Origin of the sequence: Mycobacterium sp. PDNC021, assembly GCF_048282635.1 — a bacterium.
Taxonomy (GTDB): domain Bacteria; phylum Actinomycetota; class Actinomycetes; order Mycobacteriales; family Mycobacteriaceae; genus Mycobacterium; species Mycobacterium llatzerense.
This window is the reverse complement of sequence record NZ_CP182502.1, coordinates 315,008-328,702: the sequence shown is the minus strand read 5'-3', so window position 1 is coordinate 328,702 and position 13,695 is coordinate 315,008. Positions and strand designations below refer to the sequence as shown.

14 protein-coding genes are annotated in these 13,695 nt (G+C 66.8%); 4 read left to right on the top strand and 10 right to left on the bottom strand.

Annotated elements, in window-relative coordinates:
* Positions 1 to 96 precede the first annotated feature (96 nt).
* From ACNO8X_RS01615 to ACNO8X_RS01600, 4 genes are all read right to left on the bottom strand, one after another.
* Positions 97 to 849 (bottom strand): succinate dehydrogenase/fumarate reductase iron-sulfur subunit, encoded by a 753-nt coding sequence (locus ACNO8X_RS01615; RefSeq protein WP_043403303.1) that lies wholly within the window; start codon positions 847 to 849, stop codon positions 97 to 99.
* Entirely contained in the window at positions 849 to 2,756 is a 1,908-nt protein-coding gene (locus tag ACNO8X_RS01610; RefSeq protein ID WP_418003871.1) for a fumarate reductase/succinate dehydrogenase flavoprotein subunit, read from the bottom strand. The genes ACNO8X_RS01615 and ACNO8X_RS01610 overlap by 1 nt, the downstream gene beginning before the upstream one ends.
* Before the next feature lie 62 nt (positions 2,757 to 2,818).
* Positions 2,819 to 3,646: a hypothetical protein gene (locus ACNO8X_RS01605; RefSeq protein ID WP_133763518.1), complete on the bottom strand. Its 828-nt coding sequence runs from the start codon at positions 3,644 to 3,646 to the stop codon at positions 2,819 to 2,821.
* 94 nt (positions 3,647 to 3,740) lie between these two features.
* Positions 3,741 to 4,028 (bottom strand): hypothetical protein, encoded by a 288-nt coding sequence (locus ACNO8X_RS01600; RefSeq protein ID WP_418003870.1) that lies wholly within the window; start codon positions 4,026 to 4,028, stop codon positions 3,741 to 3,743.
* Positions 4,029 to 4,173: 145 nt separating this feature from the next.
* Between ACNO8X_RS01600 and ACNO8X_RS01595 the strand changes: the two genes are divergently transcribed.
* From ACNO8X_RS01595 to nirD, 4 genes are all read left to right on the top strand, one after another.
* Entirely contained in the window at positions 4,174 to 4,932 is a 759-nt protein-coding gene (locus ACNO8X_RS01595; protein WP_418003869.1) for an isocitrate lyase/PEP mutase family protein, read from the top strand.
* The gene (locus tag ACNO8X_RS01590; RefSeq protein ID WP_418003868.1) at positions 4,923 to 5,357 is read left to right on the top strand and encodes a hypothetical protein; all 435 of its coding nucleotides are present in this window, start codon (positions 4,923 to 4,925) and stop codon (positions 5,355 to 5,357) included. The genes ACNO8X_RS01595 and ACNO8X_RS01590 overlap by 10 nt, the downstream gene beginning before the upstream one ends.
* A 224-nt stretch (positions 5,358 to 5,581) precedes the next feature.
* Complete coding sequence (gene nirB, locus ACNO8X_RS01585; RefSeq protein WP_418003867.1) at positions 5,582 to 8,098, top strand: nitrite reductase large subunit NirB; 2,517 nt, start codon at positions 5,582 to 5,584, stop codon at positions 8,096 to 8,098.
* A gap of 13 nt (positions 8,099 to 8,111) precedes the next feature.
* A complete protein-coding gene (gene nirD, locus ACNO8X_RS01580; protein ID WP_133763513.1) occupies positions 8,112 to 8,501 on the top strand; it encodes a nitrite reductase small subunit NirD in 390 nt (129 codons plus the stop codon).
* Positions 8,502 to 8,573: 72 nt separating this feature from the next.
* Here nirD and ACNO8X_RS01575 read toward each other — a convergent pair whose 3' ends face one another.
* The 6 genes from ACNO8X_RS01575 to ACNO8X_RS01550 form a co-directional block, all read right to left on the bottom strand.
* Complete coding sequence (locus ACNO8X_RS01575) at positions 8,574 to 9,386, bottom strand: hypothetical protein (RefSeq protein ID WP_418003866.1); 813 nt, start codon at positions 9,384 to 9,386, stop codon at positions 8,574 to 8,576.
* 82 nt (positions 9,387 to 9,468) lie between these two features.
* Positions 9,469 to 10,152: a sirohydrochlorin chelatase gene (locus ACNO8X_RS01570; RefSeq protein ID WP_418003865.1), complete on the bottom strand. Its 684-nt coding sequence runs from the start codon at positions 10,150 to 10,152 to the stop codon at positions 9,469 to 9,471.
* Positions 10,149 to 11,297 carry a uroporphyrinogen-III synthase gene (locus ACNO8X_RS01565; RefSeq protein WP_418003864.1) on the bottom strand — a complete coding sequence of 383 codons (1,149 nt, stop codon included), beginning with the start codon at positions 11,295 to 11,297 and terminating at the stop codon, positions 10,149 to 10,151. The genes ACNO8X_RS01570 and ACNO8X_RS01565 overlap by 4 nt, the downstream gene beginning before the upstream one ends.
* A gap of 135 nt (positions 11,298 to 11,432) precedes the next feature.
* On the bottom strand, positions 11,433 to 11,999 hold the full coding sequence (locus ACNO8X_RS01560; protein WP_133763509.1) for a GNAT family N-acetyltransferase: 567 nt from the start codon (positions 11,997 to 11,999) through the stop codon (positions 11,433 to 11,435).
* 49 nt (positions 12,000 to 12,048) lie between these two features.
* Positions 12,049 to 12,942, bottom strand: coding sequence for a 5-oxoprolinase/urea amidolyase family protein (locus tag ACNO8X_RS01555; RefSeq protein WP_418003863.1), 894 nt, complete (start codon positions 12,940 to 12,942; stop codon positions 12,049 to 12,051).
* A gap of 10 nt (positions 12,943 to 12,952) precedes the next feature.
* Positions 12,953 to 13,624, bottom strand: a complete 672-nt coding sequence (locus ACNO8X_RS01550) for a 5-oxoprolinase subunit B family protein (RefSeq protein WP_418003862.1) — start codon at positions 13,622 to 13,624, stop codon at positions 12,953 to 12,955.
* Positions 13,625 to 13,695: the final 71 nt, after the last annotated feature.

Sequence of the window (13,695 nt, the reverse complement as noted above, 5' to 3'; positions counted from 1 at the left end):
ACAGTACGCCGACCCGAAAGAAGTGCCGTGAAATAGACGAAATGGTCGTTCCCAGGCGCTGGGAACGACCATTTCGTTGATCTCGGCGGCTGCCGCCTACCTCCGGAAGAGCTTGTTACCCAGCCAGACGATCGGGTCGTACTTGCGGTCGGCGACACGCTCCTTCATCGGAATCAGCGCGTTGTCGGTGATCTTGATGTGCTCGGGGCAGACCTCGGTGCAGCACTTGGTGATGTTGCAGTAGCCCAGGCCGAACTCGTCCTGCGCCATGTCCTTGCGGTCCAGGGTGTCGAGCGGGTGCATGTCCAGCTCGGCCACGCGCATCAGGAAGCGCGGCCCGGCGAATGCCTGCTTGTTCTCCTCATGGTCGCGCACCACGTGGCAGGTGTTCTGGCACAGGAAGCACTCGATGCACTTGCGGAACTCCTGCGACCGTTCGACATCTTCCTGCTGCATCCGGTACTCGCCGGGCTTGAGGTCCTTCGGCGGTGCGAAAGACGGGATCTGGCGCGCCTTTTCGTAGTTGAACGACACGTCGGTCACCAGGTCGCGAATGATCGGGAAGGCGCGCAGCGGGGTGATCGTGACGGTCTCGGCCGGGTCGAACGTCGACATCCGGGTCATGCACAGCAGCCGCGGGCGGCCGTTGATCTCCGCCGAGCACGAGCCGCACTTGCCGGCCTTGCAGTTCCACCGCACCGCCAGATCGCCGGCCTGGGTCTGCTGAATTCGATGGATGATATCCAGCACTACTTCACCGTCGTTGACCTCGACCTTGAAGTCGTCGAGCCCGCCGCCGGTGTCGTCTCCGCGCCAGACCCGCACATTGGCTTGGTAGCTCGTGCTCATCACTTGCTCCGTTCCGGGTGGGTGGCCAGTTCGGCGTCGGTGTAGTACTTCTCCAGCTCGGACAGCTCGAAGCAGGCCTGCAATTCGGCGGGCATCGGCACCTGTTGTTCCGCGGTGACGGTGACGTCGGGGACGATCTCGTCACCGCCGCCGGCACGGCACACCAGCAGGATGTTGCGCCAGTCGGCGTTCATCTCCGGGTAGTCGTCGCGGGTGTGGCCGCCGCGGCTCTCGGTCCGGGCCAGCGCGGCGCGGGCGACGCACTCACTGACCAGCAGCATGTTGCGCATGTCGACAGCCAGGTGCCAGCCGGGGTTGAACTGGCGGTGGCCCTCGACGGTGATGTTGTGCATGCGGCGCTTCAGGTCATCGAGCTTGCCCAGTGCCGCTTCGATCTCGTCCTTGGTGCGGATGATGCCGACGAGGTCGTTCATCGACTGCTGCAGCTCGGTGTGCAGCGTGTACGGGTTCTCGGCACCGGGATGCTCGTCGAACGGCGCCAACGCTTCTCGGGCCGCGGTGGTCAGCGCGGTGTCCGAGACGACGGGTCGCGCGGGCAGTGCCTTCACGTACTGCGCCGCACCGAGGCCGGCCCGCCGGCCGAACACCAGCAGGTCACTCAGTGAGTTGCCGCCGAGCCGGTTCGAGCCGTGCATGCCACCGGAGCACTCGCCGGCCGCGAACAGACCCGGCGTGCGGGCCGCACCCGTGTCCGGATCGACCTCGATGCCGCCCATGACGTAGTGGCAGGTCGGGCCGACCTCCATCTCGTCCTTGGTGATGTCGACCTCGGCCAGCTCCATGAACTGGTGGTACATCGACGGCAGGCGCTTCTTGATCTCCTCGGTCGGGATACGCGAGGCGATGTCGAGGTAGACGCCGCCGTGCGGGGTGCCACGGCCGGCCTTGACCTCTGAGTTGATGGCGCGGGCCACCTCGTCGCGGGGCAACAGGTCAGGGGTGCGGCGCGCGGAGTCGTTGTCCTTGAGCCACTGGTCGGCTTCTTCCTCGGTTTCGGCGTACTGGCCCTTGAACACCGAGGGGATGTAGTCGAACATGAAGCGCTTGCCCTCGGAGTTCTTCAGCACTCCGCCGTCACCGCGCACACCCTCGGTGACCAGGATGCCCTTCACCGAGGGCGGCCAGACCATGCCCGTCGGGTGGAACTGGATGAACTCCATGTTGATCAGCGTCGCGCCGGCCCGCAGGGCCAGGGCGTGCCCGTCGCCGGTGTACTCCCAGGAGTTCGACGACACCTTGAACGACTTGCCGATACCGCCGGTGGCCAGCACCACGGCCGGCGCCTCGAACAGCACGAACCGGCCCGACTCACGCCAGTAGCCGAAGGCGCCTGCGATGCGATCGCCGTCTTTGACGAGTTCGGTGATGGTGCACTCGTGGAACACCTTGATCCGGGCCTCGTAGTCGCCGGTCTCGGCGAAATCCTCCTGCTGCAGCGAGACGATCTTCTGCTGCATGGTGCGGATGATCTCGAGGCCGGTGCGGTCGCCGACGTGCGCGAGCCGCGGGTAGGTGTGACCACCGAAGTTGCGCTGGCTGATCCGGCCGTCCTTGGTGCGGTCGAACAGCGCGCCGTAGGTCTCCAGCTCCCAGACCCGGTCCGGTGCTTCACGCGCGTGCAGCTCGGCCATGCGCCAGTTGTTCAGGAACTTGCCGCCGCGCATGGTGTCGCCGAAGTGCACCTGCCAGTTGTCCTTGGAGTTCGCGTTGCGCATCGAGGCGGCGCAGCCGCCCTCGGCCATGACGGTATGGGCCTTGCCGAACAGCGACTTACACACCACCGCGACCCGCAGACCCTGTTCCCGGGCCTCGATGACCGCACGCAACCCCGCCCCGCCGGCTCCGATTACGACGACGTCGTATTCGTGCCGTTCGAGTTCAGCCATGAAATAACTCCAAATTGTTGTGAATAGTGTTGAAAATCAAAGAGTTTCGTCGCCGACAAAACTCATCCGACAAACCTGAGGTCGCTGAACCACCCGGCGGACAGGGCCATGACGTAGAAGTCCGTGAACATCAGGGTGCCCAGGGTGATCCACGCGAACAGCTTGTGCCGGGTGTTGAGCTTGCTGACCTGGGTCCAGATCCAGTACCGCACAGGGTGTTTCGAGAAGTGCTTGAGCCGGCCACCGGTGACGTGCCGGCAGGAGTGGCAGGACACCGTGTAGATCCACAGCATGATCACGTTGCCCAGCAGGACGAGGTTGCCCAGACCGAACCCGAAACCGGTCGGCGAGCGGAACGCCACGATCGCGTCGTAGGTGTTGATCAGCGAGATGAGCACGGCGGCGTAGAAGAAGTACCGGTGGGTGTTCTGGATGATCAGCGGGAGCCGCGTCTCACCGGTGTACTTGGCGTGCGGCTCGGCGACGGCGCACGCGGTCGGGGACTGCCACACCGTGCGGTAGTAGGCGCCTCGGTAGTAGTAGCAGGTCAGCCGGAACAGCAGCAGGAACGGCAGGGACAGCGCCGCGTAGGGGATGAGCGAGAAGAGCCCGTCAGCAGGCAGGATCTGCGGCCAGAACTCACTGGCCGCCCCGCACTTGACGCTCAGACACGGTGAGTAGAACGGCGTCAGGTAGTGATAGTCCGCGACGTAGAAGTGGTCCCGCTGGAACGCGCGCGCTGTCGCGTAGATGACGAACGCGGCGAAACCCAGGTCGATGAGAATCGGGGATTTGAGCCAGTTGTCGGTCCGCAGGGTGCGCTGCGGTATCTGCGCACGCGTGGGGGAGAAGACGCCGGTCCCGGGACGGTTGGCGGCGGGTGCGCTCACGAAGAAAGCCTCGATTCCATTGGGGACACGGTCTGTCTATGCAGTTTTGGGACGGCCGCTGGTGGGCACGACCGACTGCCGTGCCCACTGCCGGTCAGCCGCCGACGCCACCGTCGTCGTTGTTCCAGAATTCGCTGGAGTAGTCGTGATCGGGGATCACGATCTTTTCCTTGGCCGGGCCTTGCTGTTTGATGCCGCGGCTGAATTCCAGCTCTTCGATGTCGATGTGCAGCCGATCGATGTCGACGGCCAGGCGCTCGGCGTCATTCGCGATGCGGCGAGTGGCGGGGGAGTCCCCGTATTTGGCGGCCAGCGAGCTGACGGACCGGCGAAGATTGCCGATCAATTCGTGCAGTTCGGTGAGCTCAGTGGTGGTGGACATCATGCGACCTCCTTGGGCTGAAGGGTGTCATAAATCACAGTACGACACCGGATGCTAGTCAGATCCGGAGATGAAAGTGAGACAGGTCACGTTTGTCGGCACGGCGCCGGCATGTCCGACCGGTGTGTGTCGGTACGGTGTGACCATGTCCGATGCGGTACTGGCGCAGCGCGCCGAAGCACTGTTGGCCCTGCACCGGCCGGGAAATCCGGTCGTCCTCCCGACCGTGTGGGACGCCTGGTCGGCGACGCTCGCGGTGGCCGCCGGGTTCTCGGCGCTGACGGTCGGCAGCCATCCCGTGGCCGACTCGGTGGGCAAGCCCGACGGCGAGGGCATGTCGTTCGACGACCTCACGACGCGCGTCAGCCAGATCACCTCGGCGGTTCAGGTTCCGGTGTCGGTCGACATCGAATCCGGCTATGGCGAGGCCCCGACCCGCCTCATCTCTGGCCTGCTGGCCGCGGGCGCGGTCGGCTTGAACATCGAGGACACCGTGCACAAGGACGGTGGGCGCATCCGCGACGCGCAGGAACACGCCGACCTGGTCGGTGAATTGCGCAGGGCGGCAGATGCTTCCGGTGTCCACCTGGTGATCAATGCGCGCACCGATCTGTTCCTGCGCCAGATCGGCGACGAGGCCGACCGGTACGACCGCGCCGTACAGCGGTTGCAGCTGTGTGCGGCGGCAGGGGCGGACGCCCTGTACCCGGTGGGCCGCCACGATGACGACACCCTGCGCCGATTGGCCGCCGACCTGCCGTTGCCGATCAACGCCATTGCGATCCCCGAGTCCGACGACCCCGCGTCCTTCGGTCCGTTGGGCGTCGGGCGCATCAGTTTCGGACCGTTCCTGCAGCGCGCATTGGCCGTGCAGGCCGCGGATATTCTGGCGCGATGGCAGTGAGCGACAGCGACCACGAGCGCAACGCCGACGAAAATTACGGGTTGTGGTGGGCCGCCGGCGTTGCCGCCGCGGTGCTGTTGATCATTCTGATCTACCAGGTGATTCAGACCTCTGACGCGTCCGAGCAGCCGCCCGGTCCGGTGGGCGAACCCACGGTGCTGACGACGCATCCGACGACCACCAAGCGGACGACGACGACCCGAACCACCACCACGACGACCACCACCACGACGACAACGACGACGGAAAGCACGTCGGACACGTCGACCACGGATGACACGACCTCGTCGACCAGCACCACCACCAGCGGGACTTACACGCCGTCGAGCACTTCCGGTTACGGGACCAGCCCCACGACCACCACGACGACGATCTACAACCCGTACACCACCGCGACCACCTCGTCGCCCGCCGGCGTCGGGTAAGTACCCGCGGCGAACCATCCCGCCGGCCACTCGCCGAAACGGCATTCCAGCAGGCTGCTACCCGCACTTTTCCTGCTGGAATGCCGTTTCGGCGTGGGTAAGCGCAGGTCTGTGACCGGGGCCACTCACTTCACGGGCCTGCGTCGCGGCCTGTGAGAAGAGCGTGACGGTCGATTCACACGCGGCAACACAATCCGCAATATCGGCTCCCTACCTTTTGGTGCATGGACGCGAAGAACCTTGTGGTCGTAGGCCACGGAATGGTCGGGCACCGCCTTGTCGAGGCGCTGCGCTCGCGGGACACCGCGGGCCAGTGGCGCATCACTGTGCTGTCCGAGGAAGCGGACGCCGCCTACGACCGGGTGGGGCTCACCGGATACACCGAGCACTGGGACCGGTCGAAGCTGGCGTTGCCCGGCAACGACTATGAGGGCGACGGACTCGTCGACCTGGTGCTCGGTGACAAGGTCGGCGGTATCGACCGCACCGCCAAGACGGTGGTGACCGAGTCGGGCCGCGGTATCGCGTACGACAAGTTGGTAATGGCCACGGGCTCTTACGCTTTCGTACCGCCGGTGCCAGGTCACCAGCTGCCCGGCTGCTACGTCTACCGCACCCTGGACGACCTCGACGGCATCCGCGCCGCCATGCAGCGGTCGGCCGGACACGGCAACAACACCGGTGTGGTCATCGGTGGTGGTCTGCTCGGCCTGGAAGCCGCGAATGCGTTGCGCCAGTTCGGCATGCAGGCTCACATCGTCGAGCGCGCACCGCGCCCGATGAACCAGCAGCTCGACGACGCCGGCGGTGCGCTGCTGGCCCGGATGATCGGCAAGCTGGGCATCTCGGTGCACCTGGATGTCGGCACCGACGCCATCGAGCCGCTCGACGAGGGCATCCGCGTGCTGCTCAGCGACGGCACCCTGATCGACGCCGGCCTGGTGGTCTTCGCCGCCGGTGTACGCCCGCGGGATGAGCTGGCCCGTGAGGCGGGCCTGGAACTGGCCGAACGCGGCGGCGTCCTGACCGACCTGTCCTGTGTGACAAGCGATCCTGACATCTACGCGATCGGTGAGGTCGCCGCGGTCGAAGGCCGGTGCTACGGCCTGGTCGGTCCCGGTTACACCACCGCCGAGGTGGTCGCCGACCGCCTGCTCGGTGGCGCCGCGGAGTTCCCCGAAGCCGACATGTCCACCAAGCTGAAGCTGCTCGGCGTCGACGTCGCGAGTTTCGGTGACGCCCAGGGTGTTACGCCCGACTGCCTGCAGGTCGTGGTCAATGACCCGGTGAAGCAGACCTACGCCAAGCTGGTGCTGTCCGACGATGCGCAGACCCTGCTGGGTGGCATCCTGGTCGGCGACGCGTCGTCCTACGGCGTACTGCGCCCGATGGTCGGTGAGACGCTGCCCGGCGACCCGCTGGCGCTGATCGCCCCGGCCGGATCCGGTGAGGGCGCAAGCGCTCTCGGTGTCGGCGCCCTGCCGGACGCCGCCCAGATCTGCTCCTGCAACAACGTCACCAAGGGCGACCTGTGCGGCGCGATCGACGGCGGTTGCTCCGACGTCGCCGGCCTGAAGGCCTGCACCAAGGCCGGCACCTCGTGTGGCTCCTGCGTGCCGCTGCTCAAACAGCTGCTGGAAGCCCAGGGCGTCGAGCAGTCCAAGGCTCTGTGCGAGCACTTCCCGCAGTCGCGGGCCGAGATGTTCGAGATCATCTCGGCCACCTCGATCCGTACGTTCTCCGGCCTGATCGCCAAGTTCGGGTCCGGAAAGGGTTGCGACATCTGCAAACCCGCCATCGCCTCGATCCTGGCGTCGACCAGCAGTGGTCACATCCTGGACGGCGAGCAGGCCGGCCTGCAGGACTCCAACGACCACTTCCTGGCCAACATCCAGAAGAACGGCAGCTACTCGGTGGTGCCGCGGGTTCCGGGCGGTGACATCACCCCGGAACAGCTGATCCTGATCGGTGAGATCGCCAGGGACTTCGGGCTTTACACCAAGATCACCGGTGGCCAGCGCATCGACATGTTCGGTGCGCGGGTCGACCAGCTGCCGGAAATCTGGCGGCGTCTGGTCGACGGCGGCATGGAATCCGGGCAGGCTTACGGCAAGTCGCTGCGCACGGTCAAGAGCTGCGTCGGTAGCGACTGGTGCCGCTACGGACAACAGGATTCGGTGCAGATGGCGATCGATCTGGAGCTGCGTTACCGCGGTCTGCGTTCGCCGCACAAGCTCAAGATGGGCGTCTCGGGCTGTGCCCGGGAATGCGCTGAGGCCCGCGGCAAGGACGTCGGCGTCATCGCCACCGAGACCGGCTGGAACCTGTACGTCGGCGGCAACGGCGGGATGACGCCCGCCCACGCGCAGCTGCTGGCCGGCGATCTCGACGACGAGACCCTGGTCCGCTACATCGACCGGTTCCTGATGTTCTACATCCGCACCGCGGATCGGTTGCAGCGCACCGCACCGTGGGTCGATCAGATGGGCCTGGACCACGTCCGCGACGTTGTGTGCAGCGACTCTCTCGGTCTGGCAAGCGAATTCGAAGCCGCCATGGAACGGCACGTCGACGGCTACTCCTGCGAGTGGAAGGGCGTGCTGGACGACCGCGCGAAGCTGTCGCAGTTCGTCTCGTTCGTCAACGCGCCCGACGTCGCCGACCCGACCATCGAATTCACCGAACGCAACGGCCGCAAGGTGCCGATCGGTATGCCCACCGTCCCGCCCGCGAAAAGCTGATCAGGAGGCCGCAATGACTCTCAACGACCTTTCCGAAGTTGCCCAGTACCAGGACCGTTCGGAGTGGACCGCGGTGTGCTCCTACCACCGGTTGGTGCCCGGACGCGGTGCCGGTGTGTTGCTGCCCGACGGCACCCAGGCGGCGCTGTTCCGCCTGCACGACGGCTCGCTGTATGCGGTCGGCAACATCGACCCGTTCTCCGGTGCGGCAGTGATGTCGCGGGGGCTCGTCGGTGACCGCGCTGGCCGGGCTTGCGTGCAGAGCCCCATCAAGAAGCAGGCCTTCGCTCTGGATGACGGTGTCTGCCTCGATGATCCCTCGGTGAGCCTGCCGGTCTACCCCATCCGGGTCTGGGCCGGGCTGGTCGAGATCGGTCCGCTGGGAGTCGACGTAGCCGCCTAGATTTCCGCCGAAACGGCATTCCAGCAGGGAAAGTGCGAGTACGCGCCTGCCGGAATGCCGTTTCGTCGGAATTCAGCGCGTGCAGCTGTTGTCCTCGATGGTCTGCGCCACCCAATAGGCCGTGAACTCGATGATCAGGGCGATCTCCGCGATCAGCACCGCGTGGTTGAAGCCGTTCAGCGTCTGATGCAGCACCACCGTGGTCAGCAAGGTGCCGGCCATCAACAGTGAGATCGTCTGGTAGGCAACGCGGTACCGACGCCCGCATTCCGGCGCGGCTCCGAAGGCCGAGCTGAACACCGTCAGCACGATGGCGCCGAACATCGCCGCCGCGGCGATGCCGTGCGCATTGACCCGGAACCAGTCCGGAGCCGCGATCAGCACCACGACGCCGGTGCCGAGTACCGCGCGCTGCAGCCACACCGCGGCGCTGCCGAGAAGGGTGTTGGGCCGGGTGGGCCGGAACAACAACCACGATGCGACGCGCGAGCCGGCGAGCACCACCGTGACCGTCCAGGCGTTGAACAGCACTGCGGCCCCTGTTTGCACGGCTACGGGATCAGTTGTGCCGCAATGTAGTACGGGCCGAGTAGTGGGGACGACGGCGATCACGAAGGCCAGCACCCCGGCCAGATTCAGCAGCGTGTTCTCGGTGTCGCTGGCGCCCTGGTACACGATGAGCATGGCGCCGATCGCGAACAGCGCGCCGATGAAGACGGCATGTGCGGTGGTGAAGTAGTAGGCACTGATCGAGGTCTGCCAGCACGTGGCGTGTGCCCGCTCGACGACCAGCGCTGCACCCAGCAGGACAGCCATGACGACCATGCCGCCGCGAAGGAACCGGTAGGTGTCCAGCGCCACGTCGTTGCCCGACCGCTTGGCCATGCCTCCAGTATCCCAGGCCGAAACCGCATTCCAGCAGCGAAAGTGCGAGAGGCGGCCTGCTGGAATGCCGTTTCGGCGGAATCTAGGCGGCGATCGACAGGCGGGCGGTCCGGAACCGGTGCGCAACCAGCTTGGCGACGCCCGGGTGCCGGCCCAGCGGGTCGGTCACCACGTCGGCCCCGCACGTGTACAGCCGGTCCTGAAAGAGGCCGTCGGCCAACAGGAATGACGCCACGGCCACCCGCTCGGCGCCACGCTTGCGCAGCCGGGTCACCACGTCGCCGACCCAGTGCGTGCCACTGATCGCGAACGCAAGCTCGACGCGGCTGCCCAATGTCGCCGACAGCATGGCGCAGGTTCGGCGCAGGTCGCTGGCGGCGCGCGGGTCAGTGGTCCCGGCAGCGGCCAGCACCACGGCATCCGATGGACGCCAGCCTGATTCGATCAGCCGGTCGGCCAGTACCCGGACCATCGCGGTCGAGGGGCCCAGTGCCGGCGTCACAGTGACGTCCAGATGTCCGCTCGCGGCGATCCCTTCCGGGATGTCCTTGTGGACGTGGTACCCCGAAGACAAGAAGGCCGGAACGACGACGGCCGGACCGTAGGGCAGCCCCGACAGCACTTCGGCCGGCGTGGGGCCGAGGACGTCGACGAACGCGGTGTGCACCCGGCGGTCCAGCAGTCCGCTCACCCGCTCGGCCAGATCGCCGATCATCGCGACACCCGAGCCCTTGCGGGTGCCGTGGGCGACCAGGACGGGGTTCACAGCGCACCTGCCGCGTAGTCGTCGACCGCCAGCCGGTAGCCGCGCTTGACCACAGTTGCGACGATTTCCTTGTCGCCCAAGGTGGTTCGCAGGCGGAGCACCGCAGTCTCGACGGCGTGCGTATCCGTACCGCTGCCGGGCAGCGCGGCCAGCAGTTCCTGCCGCGACACCACCGCGCCGGGCCGCAGCGCCAGCGCACGGACGATGGCCATCCCGGCAGGCGACAGGTCCCGGACCACACCGTCGACGACGACACAGGTACCGCGGATCTCCAGGTCGTGCCCGGCGGCCCGCAGCTTCCGGGCCTGCAGCACCGGCAGCTCGTCGGCGATGTGCCGGGCCAGCGCACCCAGGCGCATTCGCTCGGGCGCGAAGGTCGGTACTCCCAGCCGGGCGAGCGGCCGTGCCGTCACCGGTCCGACGCACATGGCGCGCACCTGGGTCCGAAATGCTTCCAGCACTTGATCTTTGACGCCGAGTTCGGTCGCGCGCAGCAGGGTCGCCGCAACCGCGGGCGCCGAGGTGAAGCTGACGGCGTCGAGCCTGCGCTCGGCGATGTCGTTGACCAACGAGTCGAACGGCCCACCCGGCGGCATGGGTTGCCACCGGTAGACCCTGATCGGGACGACTTCGGCGCCGGCACGGCGCAGTTCGTCGAGAAACTCGGGGAAGGGGTCCCAGTCGTCGGTGGCGCCATGCAGCTGAACGGCGATCCGCAGGCCCGAGATGCCGCCCTGCAACAGGTAGCCCAGCACCTCGCGGGACGACTCGGACTCGGGTGACCATTCCTCGGGCAGCCCACCGGCGCGGAGCGCGCCGGTGGCCTTGGGGCCGCGGGAGACGATCCGGGCGCGGCTGAGGGCATCAGTCAGTTCGCCGGAGACTCCCCAGTCGTCGGCGGCGGACATCCAGCCGCGGAACCCGATGCCGGTGGTGGCGATCAGCACGTCGGGCGGTGTCTCGATCAGGGCGCGCGTGTTGATGCGCAGCTCGTCGTCGTCGGGCAGCGGCACCATGGCAATGGCAGGGGCGGCGATCACCGTCGCGCCACGGCGGCGCAGCAAGGTACACAGCTCATCGGCTCGTCGTGCGGCGGTCACCGCCACCCGAAATCCGGTGAGCGGGGCCCGATCGGGTTCACTCATGTGTCTAGTGAACGGACCGTGTGTTTCCGAACGGTTACCCGGCCATTGCTCAGCGGTGTCACTCATGATCGATTGATGAAGTTGTCCTCACAATCGATATTGACCTGGTGTTTTCCCGGTCAAAACCTCACAGCGCTACCAAACGTCGCCGTCGCGCCAGTCGCAGGTGAGGTCGGCGGTGGTGTCGACCTCGACCGAGACCGGCAGTACGAACAACGAGTGATCGTCCTCGGGCGTGCGGTTGACCCCGGCCGGAGCCAGCACCGACGTCGTGCCGCGCCACGGCTGCCAGCCGCGCGCGGTGTAGATCGGGCGCCCCGCGTCCGAGGAACTGAGCGCCCCGATCTCGTAGGCGCCCCGAATCACCTGCTCGACGGCGTCCAGGACCGCGCCGGCCAGCCCCTGTCCGCGCCAGTCCTCGCGGACGGCAACGGCTTCGACGTACCCGCATCGCAGTGCGGTGTTGCGATAGATGAGCCGACGCTGCACGACTGCGCCGTGCGCGATGATCGCGCCGTGGTGGCAGATCAGCGCGTGCATACCACCCAGTGAGTGCTCCCAGTCCGCATCAGAGAAATCGCCGTCGTAGGCGTCGATGACCATCTGCCGTGCGCCATCGCGGGTCTCGGCATCGAGATCAGCGGTGTGGACCAGGCGCGCCGTGTGAACGTTGTGTACGCGGGAGAGATCCGTGGGGTGCACCCCCTCGTTCTACCAGGATTGCGCAGCCCGCGCTGGTGCCTGCGGGGGTTCAGCCGCCGAACGGGTGACGCGGCCTGGACCAGTGCATCCGCACGTGCTGGCCGGGCCGGATCTGCCCCACCTTGTCGATGTCGTGGTCGGCGACCACACCGATCACCGGGTACCCGCCGGTGACCGGATGGTCGGGGCCGAGGATCACCGGCAAACCGTTGGGCGGCACCTGAATTGCTCCCCGCGTCGCCCCCTCGCTGGAGAGCTGGCGGTCTGGCCAGCGGTGCTGTAGTGGCCGGCCGTTCAACCGCATGCCGACCCGGTCGCTGCGGTCGGTGACCACCCACTCCGTGTGCACCAGGGCGTCCGGGTCGACGAACCAATCGTCGCGCGGACCGGGGACCACCAACAGCTCGAGCAGGTCCTCGGCGATGGCGGCCACGGGTGCTTGATCCAGTTCCGGGAACTCTGCGGTGTGTTCGCCGATGGTCAGTACGTCACCGGCCTGCAGGGGCCGCGGGCCGATGGCCGACATGACGTCGTAGCTGCACGATCCGAGCACCGGATCCACCACGAAGCCGCCGCGGACCGCGACATAACTGCGCAGGCCGGTGTGCGGGGCGCCCAGGGAGATGACGTCTCCGTCGTGCGCGTAGTGGATGCTGTTGGTGCCGAAGAGCTTTCCGTTGGCCGATGGATCGGCGTCAGCGCCCGTGACTGCGACCGCGACGCCCTCCTTGCCGCCACCGTGGACCCTGGCGGAAAAGCCGCCGAATGTCACCTCGATGGTGGCCCGGTCGTTCGGGTTGGCCACCAGCCGGTTGGCCAGCGTGTGCGAGCGGCGGTCGGCGGCGCCCGAACGGCTCACGCCCATGTGAGCCAGTCCGGGACGGCCCAGGTCCTCGACCAGCGCGAGCGGACCGGTCTTGAGAATTTCGAGTGTTGCGGTCATCGCTGTTCCCCTAACCGATCGCCCGGAATTGCACGCACATGCCCGGAATCAGCAACGCCGGCTGCGCCCGCTCGATGTCCCACAACCTGGCGTCGGTACGGCCGATCAACTGCCAGCCACCCGGGGTCTCCCGCGGGTACACCCCGCCGAACTCGCCGGCGAGGGCCACCGACCCGGCGGGCACGCGGGTTCGCGGCTCGCTGCGTCGCGGCACCTGGAGCCGCTCGTCGCCACCCACCAGATAGGCGAAGCCCGGTGTGAAGCCGCCGAACGCGACCCGCCACAGGGATCCGGTGTGGGCGGCGATCACCTCGTTCGGAGCCAGCCCGGTCAGCGTGGAGACCTCGTCGAGGTCCATGCCGTCGTACACGACGTCGATGATCACGTCGGGCTCCTGCGAGGCGCTGGCCTCGGTGTTATCGGAGGCTTCGAGGTGCAGCTTGGACAGCCGCTGCCCGGTGGGAATCTGATATCGCGGCGCGGCGAGTTTGATCAGAATCGTCCGCGAGGCCGGGACGATGTCGAGCACGCCGGGTAGATGCGCAGCTCTCAGCGTGTCGGTCCACGCCAACACCTCGGCGGTGCTGTTCAATTCCAGGAGCAGCGCCTGGTCGCCATAGTCGCGGATACTGTCGAGCGTTGGCGATTTTGCCGTGTCAACGTCTTGAACTGTGACGGTCATCACCAAAATCTACTCGCGAGTAGCGGGAAATTGACGCTTCTTTAACAGCTCGCCAGAGGAGCCTTAAGAAT